The organism is Pannonibacter anstelovis (genome assembly GCF_036881715.1).
Taxonomy (GTDB): Bacteria; Pseudomonadota; Alphaproteobacteria; order Rhizobiales; family Stappiaceae; genus Pannonibacter; species Pannonibacter anstelovis.
Map to the genome: position 1 here is coordinate 235462 of NZ_JBAKBF010000006.1, position 15876 is coordinate 251337.

11 protein-coding genes and 1 tRNA gene are annotated in these 15876 nt (G+C 61.7%); 5 read left to right on the top strand and 7 right to left on the bottom strand.

Features of this window, described 5'->3' with window-relative positions; translation table 11 throughout:
• Nucleotides 1–34: 34 nt before the first annotated feature.
• The 5 genes from V6L75_RS11775 to V6L75_RS11795 all read right to left on the bottom strand — a co-directional run bounded on the left by V6L75_RS11775 (nucleotide 35) and on the right by V6L75_RS11795 (nucleotide 6924).
• A complete protein-coding gene (locus V6L75_RS11775; protein ID WP_334251708.1) occupies nucleotides 35–574 on the bottom strand; it encodes a DUF2155 domain-containing protein in 540 nt (179 codons plus the stop codon).
• A 127-nt stretch (nucleotides 575–701) separates the two neighbouring features.
• The gene (locus V6L75_RS11780) at nucleotides 702–3533 is read right to left on the bottom strand and encodes a valine--tRNA ligase (RefSeq protein WP_334251709.1); all 2832 of its coding nucleotides are present in this window, start codon (nucleotides 3531–3533) and stop codon (nucleotides 702–704) included.
• Nucleotides 3534–3695: 162 nt separating this feature from the next.
• The gene (locus tag V6L75_RS11785; RefSeq protein ID WP_334251710.1) at nucleotides 3696–4436 is read right to left on the bottom strand and encodes a PopZ family protein; all 741 of its coding nucleotides are present in this window, start codon (nucleotides 4434–4436) and stop codon (nucleotides 3696–3698) included.
• A gap of 236 nt (nucleotides 4437–4672) precedes the next feature.
• On the bottom strand, nucleotides 4673–6037 hold the full coding sequence (locus tag V6L75_RS11790) for a TolC family outer membrane protein (RefSeq protein WP_334251711.1): 1365 nt from the start codon (nucleotides 6035–6037) through the stop codon (nucleotides 4673–4675).
• Between the two features lie 224 nt (nucleotides 6038–6261).
• Nucleotides 6262–6924, bottom strand: a complete 663-nt coding sequence (locus tag V6L75_RS11795) for a protein-L-isoaspartate O-methyltransferase family protein (RefSeq protein WP_334251712.1) — start codon at nucleotides 6922–6924, stop codon at nucleotides 6262–6264.
• Between the two features lie 285 nt (nucleotides 6925–7209).
• Between V6L75_RS11795 and V6L75_RS11800 the strand changes: the two genes are divergently transcribed.
• Nucleotides 7210–7283, top strand: a tRNA-Cys gene (locus V6L75_RS11800).
• Nucleotides 7284–7318: 35 nt separating this feature from the next.
• Here V6L75_RS11800 and V6L75_RS11805 read toward each other — a convergent pair.
• Nucleotides 7319–9595 (bottom strand): sensor domain-containing protein, encoded by a 2277-nt coding sequence (locus tag V6L75_RS11805; RefSeq protein ID WP_334251713.1) that lies wholly within the window; start codon nucleotides 9593–9595, stop codon nucleotides 7319–7321.
• 372 nt (nucleotides 9596–9967) lie between these two features.
• Between V6L75_RS11805 and cobD the strand changes: the two genes are divergently transcribed.
• The 3 genes from cobD to V6L75_RS11820 are packed head-to-tail and all read left to right on the top strand — an operon-like array spanning nucleotide 9968 to nucleotide 12600.
• Nucleotides 9968–10987, top strand: coding sequence for a threonine-phosphate decarboxylase CobD (gene cobD / locus V6L75_RS11810; RefSeq protein ID WP_334251714.1), 1020 nt, complete (start codon nucleotides 9968–9970; stop codon nucleotides 10985–10987).
• Nucleotides 10981–11955 carry an adenosylcobinamide-phosphate synthase CbiB gene (cbiB, locus tag V6L75_RS11815; protein ID WP_334251715.1) on the top strand — a complete coding sequence of 325 codons (975 nt, stop codon included), beginning with the start codon at nucleotides 10981–10983 and terminating at the stop codon, nucleotides 11953–11955. The genes cobD and cbiB overlap by 7 nt, the downstream gene beginning before the upstream one ends.
• A gap of 36 nt (nucleotides 11956–11991) precedes the next feature.
• Nucleotides 11992–12600, top strand: a complete 609-nt coding sequence (locus V6L75_RS11820; RefSeq protein ID WP_334251716.1) for a DUF938 domain-containing protein — start codon at nucleotides 11992–11994, stop codon at nucleotides 12598–12600.
• A gap of 110 nt (nucleotides 12601–12710) precedes the next feature.
• On the opposite strand, the gene V6L75_RS11825 is transcribed toward V6L75_RS11820, so the two are convergent.
• Nucleotides 12711–14243 (bottom strand): acyl-CoA carboxylase subunit beta, encoded by a 1533-nt coding sequence (locus V6L75_RS11825; RefSeq protein WP_334251743.1) that lies wholly within the window; start codon nucleotides 14241–14243, stop codon nucleotides 12711–12713.
• A 205-nt stretch (nucleotides 14244–14448) separates the two neighbouring features.
• Here V6L75_RS11825 and V6L75_RS11830 point away from each other — a divergent pair, with 205 nt between their 5' ends.
• Nucleotides 14449–15873 (top strand): circularly permuted type 2 ATP-grasp protein, encoded by a 1425-nt coding sequence (locus V6L75_RS11830; RefSeq protein ID WP_334251717.1) that lies wholly within the window; start codon nucleotides 14449–14451, stop codon nucleotides 15871–15873.
• Nucleotides 15874–15876: the final 3 nt, after the last annotated feature.

Here is a 15876-nt window from a genome sequence, read left to right on the forward strand (position 1 = left end):
CCCGCCGGATCCTCTCCGGCAGGCATGGCAGTGATCAGAACAGAGGCGGTTTGGGCCGCGGTGCGGGCACAGCACCCATTGCGCCCTCAGTTTGTTCGCCCGCTCCTGCGCCGCCACCAAGTGTGTCTGCCCCCTCTTCCACCACCGTTACAGGGGGGCCGGAATAGCCGGCGGGAGGCGGCACGGTGGAGGTCTGGCGGCAGTCGGTCAGCCACACGTCATAAACGGCATGCTCGACACCATGCAGGCCGGGGCTTGCGGCGAACATCCAGCCAGAAAAAATGCGCTGGATCTGATTGTTGAGCGTGACCTCATCCACCTGCACGAAAGCCGTGGTCAGCGGATTTTCGGTCTGCGGCCGGGTGTGGCAGACGCGCGGCGTCACCTGCAGCGCGCCAAACTGAACTGTCTCGCCGATATAGACATCAAACGACGTGATACGCCCGGTGATCTTGTCGAGACCGGAGAAGACGGCCACCGGGTTCTCGATGACATCAGCACGGGCGGGCACTGCGGCAAGGGCGCAGCAAAGGGCGCCAGCAAGGGCTGAGCCGAAGACCGGCGTGCTCTTCATCCTGTTGATTTGCCGCATGATTGTCCCTGGCAACTCTCTTGTTCTGGCGGGCGTAACACCCGATTGCGGCTGCCGGAAGGCAACCCCTTGCGCGGCAACGGGTTCCGCTGCCGCGCAAGGATGTTTATCAGCCCAGCGAAGCCAGGCGGCTGACGGCCGTCTGCACCTGCGTCTTGCGGGCGGAAAGCTCGGCCAGCTTCTCGCGCTCTCCTTCGACAACCTCTTCCTTTGCCTTCTCGACAAAGGCCGGATTGGAGAGCTTCTTCTCGATACGGCCGATCTCGTCTTCCAGCTTCGCGAGGTCCTTGGCGAGACGCGCCTTTTCGGCGCCCAGATCGATGACACCGGCCAGCGGCAGACAGACCGTGGCATCGCCAACAATGATCTGCGCTGCGCCCTTCGGCAGCTCATCCGCCAGCGTCAGGCTTTCGGCGCGGGCAAGGCGCAGGATGGCGGCCTCGTGAGTCTTCACCCTCGCAGCCGTCACATCACCTGCCCCGACCAGCACCACCGGGATTTGCGCACCGGCAGGCACGTTCATTTCCGAACGGACGGACCGGATTTCGGAAATGAGGCCAACCAGCCAGTTGATCTCTTCAGCCGCTGCCGCATCGACCAGCGCAGGGGCAGGCCAGCGGGTGAGCATCAGGATCTGGTCCGGAGCCCCTGTTTCCTCACCCAGGCGCGCCCACAGCTCTTCCGTCAGGAAGGGCATGAAGGGGTGGAGGATCTTCAGGATTTCATCCAGGGTCCAGGCAGCGGTCGCCCGGATCTCAGCCTTGGCGGCTTCATCCGTGCCGTTGAACACGGGCTTGGCCAGTTCCAGGAACCAGTCGCAATAGGTGTTCCAGACGAAACGGTAGACGCCATTGGCCGCATCATTGAAGCGGTAGGCCTCCAGAGCCTCGCGCACTTCCTCGGCGCAGCGGCCGACTTCCGTGGCGATCCAGCGGTTGAGTGTATGGGTGGCACGGGCCGGATCGAAGCCGGCGACGCGCTTGCAGCCGTTCATTTCCGCAAAGCGGGCCGCATTCCACAGCTTGGTGGCAAAGTTGCGGTACCCGCCGACGCGGCTGGTGGCAAGCTTGATGTCACGGCCCTGTGCAGCCATGGCCGCCAGCGTGAAGCGCAGCGCGTCGGCACCGAACTCGTCGATCAGTTTCAGCGGGTCGATGACGTTGCCCTTGGACTTCGACATCTTCTGCCCCTTCTCGTCACGGACGAGGGCATGAATGTAGACGGTCTCGAAAGGCTCGGTCTTCATGAAGTGCAGCGACATCATCATCATGCGGGCGACCCAGAAGAAGATGATGTCGAAGCCGGTGATCAGCACCGACGTCGGGAAATAGCGCGCCAGCTCCGGCGTCTTGTCCGGCCAGCCGAGCGTCGAGAACGGCCACAGGGCGGAGGAGAACCAGGTGTCGAGCACGTCCTCGTCGCGGTAGAGGAGAACGCTCTCCCCTGCCCCGGCTTCCCAGGCTGCCAGCGCCTGTTCCATGGCCGCCATTTCAACCGGCTTGCCATAATGGGCCGCAGCCGCCTTCAGTGCTTCAGCTTCTGTCTTCTCGACGAAGATCTTGCCATCCGGCCCGTACCAGGCCGGGATCTGGTGGCCCCACCACAGCTGGCGCGAGATGCACCAGGGCTGGATGTTCTCCATCCACTCGTAATAGGTCTTGTCCCAGTTGGACGGAACGAACTTGGTGCGGCCCTCGCGGACGGAGGCAATCGCGGGCTTGGCCAGTGTGGCGGCATCCACATACCACTGGTCGGTCAGCATCGGCTCGATCGGCACGCCGCCACGGTCGCCATGCGGCACCATGTGCGTATGATCCTCAATGCGGTCCAGAAGCCCCTGCTCTTCCATCTGCGCCACCAGCGCCTTGCGCACGGCGAAGCGGTCCTGCCCGTGGAAGGAGGCGACGGTGGCTTCCAGCATCTCAGAGGCCGGAACGCCGGCGAGGAATTCGGCATTCTCAGCCAGAATGACCCGCGCTTCACGGTCCAGAACCGAAATCATCGGCAGATCGTGGCGCTTGCCGACCTCGAAGTCATTGAAGTCATGCGCCGGGGTGATCTTCACCGCGCCGGAACCGGCGGTGGGATCGGCATAATCATCGCCCACGATCGGCACGCGGCGGCCAACCAGCGGCAGGATGATGTGCTTGCCGATCAGATCCTTGTAGCGCGGATCTTCCGGATTCACGGCGACGGCGGTGTCGCCCAGCATGGTTTCCGGACGGGTGGTGGCCACGACGATGTAATCGCGGGTCTCATGCTCCGTCGCATTGCCTTCCTCGTCGAAGGCAACCGGATACTGATAGGTGGCACCGCCTTCCAGCGGATAGCGGAAGTGCCAGAGGTTGCCCTTGATCTCCTGCTGCACGACTTCCAGGTCGGAAATCGCGGTCAGCAGCTTCGGATCCCAGTTGACGAGGCGCTTGTCCTTGTAGATCAGGCCATCGCGGAAGAGCGACACGAAGACTTCCAGAACGGCGGCTGACAAGCCCTCATCCATGGTGAAGCGCTCGCGGTCCCAATCACAGGACGCGCCAAGGCGCTTCAGCTGGTTGAAGATCATCCCGCCGGATTCGCCCTTCCAGTTCCAGACACGCTCGATGAAGGCGTCACGGCCCATGTCGCGGCGCGACGGCTCCTTGCGCTCGGCGAGCTGGCGCTCGACAACCATCTGGGTGGCAATGCCTGCGTGATCCATGCCCGGCTGCCACAGAACGTCCTTGCCGCGCATGCGCTCGAAGCGGATCAGAATGTCCTGCAGCGTGTTGTTGAGCGCATGGCCCATGTGCAGGGAGCCTGTCACGTTCGGCGGCGGGATCACGATCGTATAGGACGGGGCGCCATCACCAGCGCCCGCTCCGGCGCGCGAGGCTCCGGCCTTTTCCCACATTTCGGTGATCCGCGGCTCGACGGCCGCTGCGTCATAGGTCTTGTCAAGCATGAGGGCTTCTCGGGACTTTCCGTTATCTGGGCCTGTGTAAATCGGATGGCGGGCAGCGAGTCAACATCCTGAGCAGAATGGCGCCGGCAGAGAGGCAGAAATGGCAACGCCGCCCGCAGGCGGCGTTCTGGTCATGCATGGCACATAACAAGCCGCCGCAGATCAGCGCTTGCGTACCACGCGTTCGATTTCCTGGCGGACGAGACGCTCAACCATCACCGGCAGATTCTGATCCAGCCAGCTCTTCAGCATCGGGCGGAGCATCTCCTTGACCAGATCCTCAAGCGTACGCGCATTGGCAGACAGGATGGTGCTCGACAGGTTCTCGAAAGCCGCACTGACGGCAGCACCGGCCATGTCGGAGACAAGCGGCGTTTCCTCATCCAGCGGATCCAGATTGTCCATGGAAACGGGAGCAAGGCCTTCCGATGCGGAAGACCGCACCGGCTGCGGGGCAGCCTTGGGAGCCGGAGCTGGCTCCTCCTCGTCTTCCATGAAGCCAATATCGCCCGCGTCATCGTCCATCGTGTCGGGCAGGCCCTCCACCATGGCGAAGGAGTCTTCTTCCTCGTCTTCCTCGACGGCCAGTTCTTCCGTCAATTCAAGAACATCGTCATCGGCAACGTCTTCGTCAGCCTCAAAGGCAGCAATGTCGTCGTCGATGGCGGCATCGGCGTCATCATCATCGTCGCCCGCCATGTCGAACAGCTTGTCCAGGTCGTCCTGCGACATGCCGGCTTCTTCTTCGGGCACTTCGTTGAGTTGCGGCATTTCGGCTACGGGCTCCGGGGCTGCTTGTGCCGTCTTGGTGGCGGCAGGAGATTCCTCGTCGGAAATAATCCGGCGAATGGAGGCGAGAATCTCCTCCATTGAGGGTTCCTGCGCCTGACTGGCCTTCGACATGAGTTCCCCCAGAACTGATTACATACGCACCGGCACCGAATTCGAAGGTTACGATTCGGTTAAGGGAATTATGCTGAGTCGCCTGTCAACATCATAGGCGGACAGGCCAGCACAGACACCTTATCCCCTTCTAATAGGAAAAACTTGCCGGGCTGCCCTGCATAACCAATGAAAAACGCGCCCAGGAGGGCGCGTTCTCTAAGTTCACCGGGACTTTGCGGACCGCCGCCGAATCATCAGCGGCCATCCGGCGTGCGCATGCCAAACCACTTGTCGCGCACCTTGCTGTAATGCTCGGTGGGCTCATAACGGGCCACCTGCAGACCGAGATACTCGGCATCGAGACGGCCAACAGCCGACAGCAGCTGGTAGGCGCTGACGATGCGGTTGCGCTGTGCGGTAACCAGATTCGAGCGCTGTGTGATCAGTTCACGCTGAGCGTCCAGGACGTCGAGCGTCGTGCGCTGACCAACACGCTGTTCCTCGATAACGCCCTGCAGAGCCAGCTGCTGGGCCTCTACGGCAGCCTGGGCTGCGGTGATCGAAGCCTCTGCCGCCTGATAGTCACCCCAGGCAGTGATCACGTTTGCACGGATCTGATTGCGCAGAACGTCCAGCTGGATTTCAGCCTGCCCGAGTTCTTCCTTGGCCTGACGCACACGGGAAGACAGGGCCCCACCCTGGTAAAGCGGCACCGAAACGCGACCGACGACAGAAGCGGAGTTGACGGTGCTGACTGACTGGGACGGCTTCCAGTCACGGCCGATGGAGCCTTCCAGCGTGACAGTCGGCAGCTGCTCGCCTTCGATCGTCTTCACGTTAAACGCCGCAGCATCAACCTGATGCTGTGCCTGCCGCAGGAGCGGCTGATACTCTTCGCCCAGACGGATCGCTTCTTCGACCGAACGCGGGATCATCTTGCCAACCGGCGTCGAGGCCGACAGGTTGCGCGCTTCAGTGCCAACGATCTGCTCATAGACCGCGCGGCTTGCATTGAGATTGGCGATGGCCGAGTTGAGGCTGGCCTGAGCTTCAGCGTAGCGCGCTTCCGCCTGGGACACGTCCGTGCGGGTCCCCTCACCGACCTCGAACTGGTCCTTGGATGCGCGCACCTGCTCGCGCAGGAAGTCAACCGAGCTGCGCTGCAGGGCAACGAGCGCGGTGTCGCGGATCACATTCACATAGGACTGGGCGGCGGAGAGCAGCACATCCTGCTCGGTAGCGCTCAGGCTTTCGCGCTGTGCACGTACCAGAGCTTCGGCCTGCTTGGTCGAGTTCACCGTCCGGAAGCCGCGAAACAGGGCCTGCTGAATGGACAGGGACATGGACGCATTGTTGCGGATGTTGTCCGGCCCGACGCTGGTGGAGGTCCGGACCGATCCAACCGATGCATTGGCCGTGATGGTGGGCCGCCAGCCCGAAAGTGCCTGCGGCACACGTTCATCGGTGGCACGCAATGCAGCGCGTGCCGCATTCAGGGTCGGATTGTTGGCGTATGCAAGCGCCAGCGCTTCAGAAATGCTTTCAGCCTGAGCCGTGGAAGAAAGCGCGAAGGCACCGATGCCAAGCAAGGCAGCAGAAAGGGTTAGTCGAAAACGCACTGAAAACGCCCCTTGATGTACGGGCCCCCACCCGTGCTGTCATTTGCCGCGGAGTATAACCAGCTGCAACGCCGTGCCTACCCCTCACCGAAAATTAAGAATCCGTTTCTGTCCGGCTGAGGCAGCATTGCAACAGGTAACGCCATACGTAAAGCGCCCGAAAGCTGCTGCTTTTCAACAGCTTCCGGGCGCGAGACTTGAACGATGTTCAGATATGTGTGTTTTCAGAAGACGAATTCGGCCGCCTTCCCGAAGCCGGGCAATGTGTGCGCGCTGGCGTTGAAGCCAAAACGGGCACCAATCGCTGCACCGGAGTTCTGATAGACACGGGCAACGCCTGCTCCGCCACGTCCTTCGATGGCCACGAGCCGTCCGCCGTCCTTCAGCTGGCCAGCCAGCTGCTCCGGAATGAAGTCCACGGCACCATCCAGAAGGATCACATCATACGGCCCTTCGGAAGCGCAGCCTTCAGGGAGCTTGCCCTCCACAACGGCGGCATTCTCGATCCCGAGGCTGACGAGGGTCTGGCTGGCGCGGGCGGCAAGCTCGGCATCCTCTTCCACCTGCACCACCGTGCCGGCGATGCCAGCGAGAACAGCGGTGCTGTAGCCGGACGCTCCGCCGACAACCAGGACCACATCATGATCCTTGATCTCTGCAAGCTGGATCAGCTTTCCGAGCACATGCGGCTTCAGCAGATAGCGCGGAGCGCCGGTGTCGGACACGAGCGTGTCTTCATCGATATAGGCAACCGGCTTCTTCGAACCCGCCACGAACAGCTCGCGCGGGACGGATTCCATCGCGTCGAGGATCCGCAGATCGGTTACATCATTGGTTCTGAGCTGGTTATCCACCATTCGCGTGCGGGATTGCGCGTAGTCACCCATCGCGTGCCTCTTTCGATTTCTGGCGAAAGCCTCTCCAACTTTCTTGCCTGATCCCTTACCGGGCGCAGGCAGGCGTGACAAGGGGCAGATCGGCGCAGCCCATGCCTTCTCCAGACTTTCAGAGCCTGCCCTCATGAATGGCTGCGGAGCCATACTACGCCTCACCTTGCGTTCTCCGCCGATTGCGGTCTCTCCGTGACAACACGAAATGCTGCTGATGAAGGGAGGGAAAACACAAAGAGGCCGCTTGACAGATAAGGGGCGGTAGTCGAAAAGACGCGCCAAGGCCTCGTGGCGGAGTGGTTACGCAGCGGATTGCAAATCCGTCCACCCCGGTTCGATTCCGGGCGAGGCCTCCATTTCCCCCTCTACATTCTATAAAACGGCAGCACGGTTACAGTGCCCTGCCTTGCGCTTCGAGCAGGTCCGTAGCTTGATCCGCGGTCATCGGCAGGCCAAGGAAGTAGCCTTGCGCCTCCGGGCAGCCGATTGCGCGCAGTGCATGGACCTGCTCCTCGCGCTCGACGCCCTCGGCGATAACCCGCAGCTTGAGCTTTTGCCCGAGCGTCACCACAGCCTCCGCAATCCCCCTGTCACTTTCGTCCCGGTCAATGTGGCGCACCAGGCCTTCATCGATCTTCAGCCGGGAGACAGGGAACCGCCTGAGCGAGGCAAGACTTGAATGCCCCTTGCCAAAATCATCGATGGCCAGGCCCACACCCAGCGCATGCAACTCGGCCATGACCGCCACCGCCCTCTCCACGTTCTGCATCAGAACGCCTTCAGTGATTTCAAGCTCCAGCAGCCCAGGCCCGAGGCCTGCCTGCCGGAGGGCATCCATGACGGTCCGGGTCCAGTCCGGATCGCTGAACTGTTGCGGCGCAATATTGATGCTGACCTTGAAGCCGGACAGTCCTTTCTCCTGCCAGAGGCGCGCCTGCTCCACGGCTTGCTGGAGGACCACGTGGCCGAGTTCACAAATCAGCCCCGCCTCTTCCATCAGCGGCACGAAATAGCGTGGCATGATCAGGCCTTCGAAAGGATTTTCCCAGCGCACAAGCCCTTCGAAGCCGGTAATCCGGTTCTCGGCAAGATCAATCTGCGGCTGATAATGCAGGGCGAATTCTCCGTTCCGGAGGGCACGGCGGATCCCTTCCAGCATCTGCAGCTTGCAGGAAGAAGTCTGTCCCTCCTCCGGTGAATAGAGATGAAAGGTATTCCGGCCAGCGCGTTTGGCTGTGTACATCGCAGTATCGGCGCACTGGACAAGCGCGGCGGCATCCGTTGCATCATCCGGGTAGCAGGCAGCCCCCATGCTGCAGGTCACATGAAAGGACTGCCCAGCCAGTTGCACCGGCAAAGAGAGCTTCTCCTTCAGTTCACGCAAGAAGGCAGGCATTTCACCGGCGGACGCAACCGCTCCTTCCAGAATCAGGACAAACTCGTCTCCCCCAAGCCGCAAGACCTTCCCGCGCCCTCGAACCTCCTCGCTCAATCTGGACGCCATCGCGAGCAGAAGGCGGTCACCGGCGGTATGCCCCAGGCTGTCATTGACGGTCTTGAAGTTGTCGAGATCGACGAAGACCACGGCCACGCGCTCTTCCGGCCGGCTCACTCGCTCCAGAGCCGCATCAATGGAGTTTTCGAGCTGGCTGCGGTTTGGCAGACTGGTGAGAGGATCGTGGTGGGCAAGAAAGCGGATCTGCTCTTCGGCGCGCTTGCGTTCAATGGCAATGGCAGCAATACGGGCCGTATCAGCAATCAGCCTGTCTTCCACCGGTCCAGGCAGCCCTGGTGTACTCTTGTAAATCGCGAAGGTGCCCAGCACCCGGTCGTCAAGCGACATGATGGGAGTAGACCAGCAGCAGCGCAGCCCGAACTGCGTGGCGAGCGGATGATAATTTGCCCAGAGCGGATCGGTCTGAATTTCGGCAACCGTCACAGGCCTTCGCATGAAGGCAGCCGTGCCGCAGGATCCGACGCTGGGACCAATTTCAACGCCATCGATTGCGTCGCAATAGGCCTTTGGCAGGCTGGGCGCAGCCCCGTGGCGCAAATGCCGCCCGTCTTCATCCAGAAGCAGAACGGAGCAGACCGCACCATCCAGCTGCCCCTCGATCAGGCGAACCATACACTCCAGTACATCACCGAGAGGCGCACTGGAGGCAATCATCTCCAGCACATGCGCCTGAGCATCACGCAAGCCATCAGCCTTACGCCGCTCGGTAATGTCCCGGCAAACGCCGAAAAGGCCGACGATGTTCCCCTGATCGTCCCGGAGCGGATATTTCGAGGATGCAAACCAGCGGCGGGCACCATTGGGCTGAATGATGCCCTCCTCCTTGTCGATCATGGGGATTCCGGTGCGCAGAACCTTTCTCTCTTCCCTGAAAAAGCCCATGGCGACAGAAAAGGGATGCAGCTCGAGATCCGTCTTGCCGACCAGACTGTCCGCCGACTCCAGCCCAAGATCGGCTGCAACGGCACGATTGGCGAGCACAAACCGGCAGCGGGTATCCTTGATGAAGAGGTAATCAGCCACCTGATCAAACATGGTGCGCAGCCAGACACGTTCCTGCAGGAACTGTTCCTGCAGGCGCAAGCTGCTCTCACCCGTGACGTGTCCGCCTTTCTGCAGGTCTTCCATCAGAACGCCCAATTCGCTGCCCAACTCGCGGCTCAGTTTCCGGCCCGGCGCGCCATCTGAATCACCAGCGGCCGCGCTATTTATTTTACCGTAAGTAGAAATTACAGGCTTCCATTTGGAGTTCATGTCTTTTCCCCTGAGGCAACCCGCTGCGTATTTCAAGACATCTCATAATTTAGAATCATAAGCTTGAATAAACCGCAAAGGATCAACTTGCCGGCCTCAACTTGCCTAAAATTGAACTGAAGTCCGGCAGCGAAGACGGCTCCACGCCGCGAGCAAGCAGCTTCATGACCGGACAGCGGCAAAAAAACCTTTTGCCGTATGCTGATATCAGGTTACCTCCAGCCTGTGCCGTTCCGGCCGGCGGCGGCACAGGCAAGCATAGAGAGCGCGATGAAACACGGCGGTGATCTGTTTCAAGCCATGGAAACCTATGGCGGAGCGGAGGAAGACTGGCTGGACTTGTCCACCGGCATCAATCCGCATGCCTATGCTGTTCCGGCTGGCCTGCCGCCTGCCGCATGGACCCGCCTGCCCTCGCAGACTGCGCTTAAAGGCCTTCTGAAAGCAGCTCGTGCTGCCTATCAGGTGCCCGCGCATCTCGGGCTTGCCGCAGCGCCGGGCACGCAGGTCATCCTTCCGCATCTGCCTGCCCTGCTGCCGGAAGGCAGCGTCACTATCGCCGGCCCCACCTACTCCAGCCACGGCGATGCCTGGCGGGCGGCAGGGCGGCAGGTGATTGAAACTTCAGACATTTTTCGCGAGGGGCCAGAAGGCCGGATTGCCCTCATCGTCACCCCCAACAATCCGGATGGCCGCTGGCATGAACCGCAGGCGCTTCTGAAGCTTGCCGGAGACATGCAGCAGCGCGGCGGCTTTCTGGTGGTGGACGAGGCCTTTGCCGACGTGGAGCCGTCCCGCAGTCTGCTGCCGCATCTGACAGACGAGCCGGTGCTGGTGCTGCGCTCCTTCGGCAAGTTTTTTGGCCTGGCGGGGGTGCGGCTTGGATTTCTGGCGGGTCCCCGGCTCATGACGGATGCACTCGCCCAGCGCCTTGAAAGCTGGTCGGTCAGCGGCCCGGCGCTGGAAGTTGGCACGCTCGCCTTGCAGGATCTGGACTGGCAAGCTGCCATGCGCAAGACCTTGACGCAGGAGATGGCAGTACTTGAGGACGGGCTGCGGGCTGCCGGCCTTGCGATCCGCGGCGGCACATCGCTCTACGTGCTGGCGGGGCATCCAGATGCCGCCCGCCTGCATCAGGCGCTGGCGCAGCGCCGCATCTGGGTGCGTGCCTTCGACTATGCCCCCAGCTGGCTGCGCTTTGGCCTGCCCGGCTCGCCGGAAGGCCTTGCCCGTCTGCAGCAGGCGCTAGCCGAAGCCATGGCATCACACGACGAGGCAACACCGTGCTGAGTGATCCGCTGGCGCTCTGGCTGCTGCTCGGAGCCATAATGCTGGATGCCGTTATCGGGGATCCGGACTGGCTGTGGCGGCGCCTGCCGCATCCGGTCGTCTGGATCGGCAAGCTGATCAGTCTTCTGGACGGCAAGCTCAACCGCGCAAGCTGGTCCGCCGCCTTGCGCCGTTTGGCTGGCATACTGACGCTTGTCCTGCTGGTGGCAGGAGGTGCCGGTACCGGCTTTCTTCTGCAGACGGGCCTTTCCGCCTTGCCCTATGGCGAGGCTGGAATCATTGTCATCGCCGCCGTATTCCTTGCCCAGAACAGCCTCTATGTGCATGTGAAGGCCGTCGCCGATGGCCTGCGTGAGGGCGGCCTAGCGGGCGGACGCAGGGCCGTATCCATGATCGTGGGGCGCGATCCGGAGCAACTGGACGAAAGCGGCGTCTCCCGCGCCGCCATCGAATCCTGCGCCGAGAATTTCTCCGACGGAGTCGCAGCCCCTGTCTTCTGGTTCGCCGTGCTCGGCCTGCCGGGGCTCATTGCCTATAAGGCCGTCAACACGGCCGATTCCATGATCGGGCACAAGACGGCGCGGCATCAGGACTTCGGCTGGGCTTCGGCACGCTTCGATGACCTGATCAATCTGCCCGCGTCGCGGCTTTCGGCGCTGTTCATCGCGCTTGCCGCGCCTCTGACGGGAGGCTCGCCTGTCCGGGCCCTGTCCACAGTTCTCCGTGATGCCGGACTGCACCGTTCCCCGAATGCAGGCTGGCCGGAAGCGGCGATGGCCGGAGCGCTCGGCGTCGCACTGGCTGGCCCGCGCGCCTATGCCACCTACCGGGTGGAAGATCCCTTCATGAACCCTGAGGGACGCAAGGATGCCGGCGAAGCGGACATCCGCCGTGCCCTGCATGTGCTTGCAGGGGCTTGCGCAATCGAGGCTTTGCTGGTTCTCATCATGGCTCTGGTATTATCCTGATGCCATGATCCATGAAAACACTGGCCGGACCGTGAGATGATCCCGTTTTCCGCAGCTGCCGAGAATAACAAATCCCCCATCCTCGAAATCCTGAAAGACGCCTTTGCCGGGTCAAGCCGCGTGCTGGAAATCGCCAGCGGCACGGGCCAGCACGCGGTGCATTTCGCCAGGAACCTGCCACATCTCGTCTGGCAGCCCAGCGATCTGCCAGAGCACCTTTCGGGCCTTGAACAGCGGATCGTCGAAACCGACCTCGACAACATCGAGGAACCGCTGGAGCTAGACGTGCTCGACCTGCCCTGGCCGACGCCGGACCGGGAGGCAGACGACGCCTTCGACGCGATCTACACCTCCAACAGTCTGCACATCGTCAGCTGGGAGGGCGTGGAAGCGTTCTTTGAAGGGGTTGGCGAAACGCTGGCAGAAGGCGGCACGCTCGCCATCTATGGTGCCTTCAAATATGGCGGGGCCTTCACCACCCCCAGCAACGAGGCCTTCGACCAGAGCCTGCGCAAGAAGGACCCGAAAAGCGGGCTGCGCGACTTTGAGAAAGTCGATGCTCTCGCCCGCGCCATTGGCCTGACGCTGCTTGCAGACCATGCGATGCCGGCCAACAACCAGCTGCTGATCTACCGGCGGGGCTGAGCCTTGCTTTCCCGACAGGTCCCGGCACAAGGCCGGGACGGCGTGGCGACTGGATCAACCGCCTGAAGCAGTAAAAAGGCGCGAGCCCCATTGGGGCTCGCGTCTGTTGCTCAGAGCGGAATGTTGTCATGCTTTTTCCAGGGCAGCTCTTCCTGCTTGGAGCGCAGGAGCGCAAGGGCGCGGGAGACACGCTTGCGGGTGGAATGCGGCATGATCACTTCATCAATGTAGCCGCGCTCGGCCGCGACGAAGGGATTGGCGAAGCGGTCCTCGTAATCCTTGGTACGCTTGGCGATCTTGTCCTTGTCGGAAAGCTCGGAGCGGTAGAGGATTTCGACAGCGCCCTTGGCCCCCATCACCGCGATTTCGGCGCTCGGCCAGGCGTAGTTTATGTCGCCGCCAATGTGCTTTGAGCTCATCACGTCATAGGCCCCGCCATAGGCCTTGCGGGTGATGACGGTAATTTTCGGCACCGTTGCCTCGGCATAGGCAAACAGCAGCTTGGCGCCGTGCTTGATCAGCCCGCCATATTCTTGCGCCGTTCCCGGCAGGAAGCCCGGCACATCGACGAAGGTGACGATCGGAATATTGAAACAGTCGCAGAAGCGCACGAAACGGGCAGCCTTGCGGCTGGCGTCGCTGTCCAGAACCCCGGCCAGCACCATCGGCTGGTTGGCGATGATGCCCACGGTGCGCCCCTCAAGGCGGCCGAAACCGGTGATGATATTCTTCGCAAAGCCCGCCTGGATCTCGAAGAAATCCCCTTCGTCCAGCGTCTTCAGCACAAGCTCCTTCATGTCATAGGGCTTGTTCGGATTGTCTGGCACCAGCGTGTCGAGGCTCATGTCGATGCGGGAGGGATCGTCGTGGCAATCCACCTCCGGCACATCGGCAAGATTGTTCACCGGCAGAAAATCGATGAGGCGGCGCATCTCAAGCAGCGCCTCCACATCATTCTCGAAGGCACCGTCCGCGATGGAGGACTTCGTGGTGTGGATGCTGGCGCCGCCCAGTTCCTCGGAGGTCACCGTCTCGTTGGTCACGGTCTTCACCACATCCGGCCCGGTGACGAACATGTAGGACGTGTCGCGCACCATGAAGATGAAGTCGGTCATCGCAGGAGAATAAACGTCACCGCCCGCGCAAGGACCCATGATCAGCGAGATCTGCGGAATGACGCCAGAGGCCGTGACATTGCGCTGGAACACCTCGCCGTAACCGGCCAGTGCCGCGACACCTTCCTGAATGCGCGCGCCGCCGGCATCGAACAGGCCGATGATGGGCGCTCGGTTCTTCAGTGCCATGTCCTGGATCTTGATGATTTTTTGAGCATGGGTCTCGGACAGGGAACCGCCGAAGACCGTAAAGTCCTTGGAAAAAACATAGACGACGCGGCCATTTACGGTGCCCCACCCGGTGACGACGCCATCGCCGGGGATATGCGCTTCGTCCATGCCGAAGTCCGTGCAGCGGTGCTGCTTGAACATGTCGAATTCCTCGAAGGACCCTTCGTCCAGCAGGATGTCGATCCGCTCACGCGCCGTCAGCTTGCCGCGCCCGTGCTGGGCGTCAATACGGCGCTGCCCGCCTCCCAGCCGCGCTGTCTCGCGCCGGTGCTCCAGTTCGGCCAGGATATCCTTCATCATCCGCCTCTTCAGAAAAAAACATCTGCCGCAGGGTCTAGCATGCCGGGGCCAAAGGCGAGAAGTCAGCACAAAGAAGGACCTTTGCCGTTAACTCGGGACATTGCACAACTTCTAGGCACATGAGCGTGAAGATTGTTCTTTTGCAGCCTGCGCGGATTTGCCATGCTTGCCTAAATGAACAGCAATAACGGCGGGGTACGGAATGGCGCCAGAGCGGGAGGTCTTCAATGAGATGCTGGGGGCAGACGGGCGGCCAAGGCCGGCCTACGCAAGACTGGCCGAATGGCTCGACAGCCAGCCGAAAAACTTCCTGACGCGCAAAAGCCGGGAAGCCGAAACAATCTTCAGGCGTCTTGGCATCACCTTTGCCGTCTATGGCGCTCAGGAGGCGACGGAACGCCTCATCCCCTTCGATCCTATCCCCCGCATCATCTCCGCCGCCGAGTGGCGCCGCCTTTCGGCCGGCATCGAGCAGCGCGTGCGCGCCCTCAACGCCTTTCTGCATGACATCTACCACCGGCAGGAAATCATCCGCGCGGGACGGCTTCCGGCTGAACTGATCCTGCAGAACGATGCCTTCCTGCCGGAAATGGTGGGCTTCACTCCGGCGCGGCGCGTCTATTCGCACATCATCGGCACCGATCTGGTGCGCGTTGGCGAGAATGACTTCTACGTGCTGGAAGACAACACGCGCACGCCCTCCGGCGTCTCCTACATGCTGGAGAACCGGGAAACCATGATGCGCATGTTCCCTGATCTGTTCCAGATGCACCGGGTGGCGGCAATCGAGCAGTATCCCGATCTTCTGCGCCAGACGCTGGAAAGCGTGGCGCCGGACACGACGCGCAAGGAGCCGACGATCTGCATCCTGACGCCGGGCATCTACAACTCGGCCTATTTCGAGCACGCCTTCCTGGCCGACCAGATGGGCGTGGAGCTGGTGGAAGGGCGCGATCTCTTTGTCGACAATGGCAAGGTCTGGATGCGAACCACACGCCAGCCCAAACAGGTGGATGTGATCTACCGGCGCATCGACGATGCCTTCCTCGATCCCCTCACCTTCCGCCCGGACTCAATGCTGGGCGTTCCCGGCCTCTTCGATGCCTACCGGGCAGGCACGGTCACGATCTGCAATGCACCAGGCACCGGTATTGCCGATGACAAGGCCATCTATGCCTATGTGCCGGATATCATCGAGTTCTACACCGGCCAGAAGCCGATCCTGAACAACGTGCCGACGTGGAACTGCTCGCGGCCGGATGACTTTGCCTATGTGCTCGACAACCTTGCCGATATCGTCGTCAAGGAAGTGCACGGCTCGGGCGGCTACGGCATGCTGATCGGCCCCACCGCATCCAAGCGCGAAATTGCCGCCTTCCGGGAAGTCCTGAAGGCCAATCCGAAGAACTATATCGCCCAGCCGACCCTGTCGCTGTCTGCCTGCCCCACCCATGTGGCCTCCGGGGTTGCCCCCCGCCATGTGGACCTGCGCCCCTATGTCCTGATCGGTGATCAGGTGCGGATCACCCCCGGCGGGCTGACACGAGTGGCGCTGAAGAAGGGCTCCCTGGTCGTGAATTCGAGCCAGGGCGGCGGCACCAAGGATACCTGGGTTCTGGAGGACTGATCA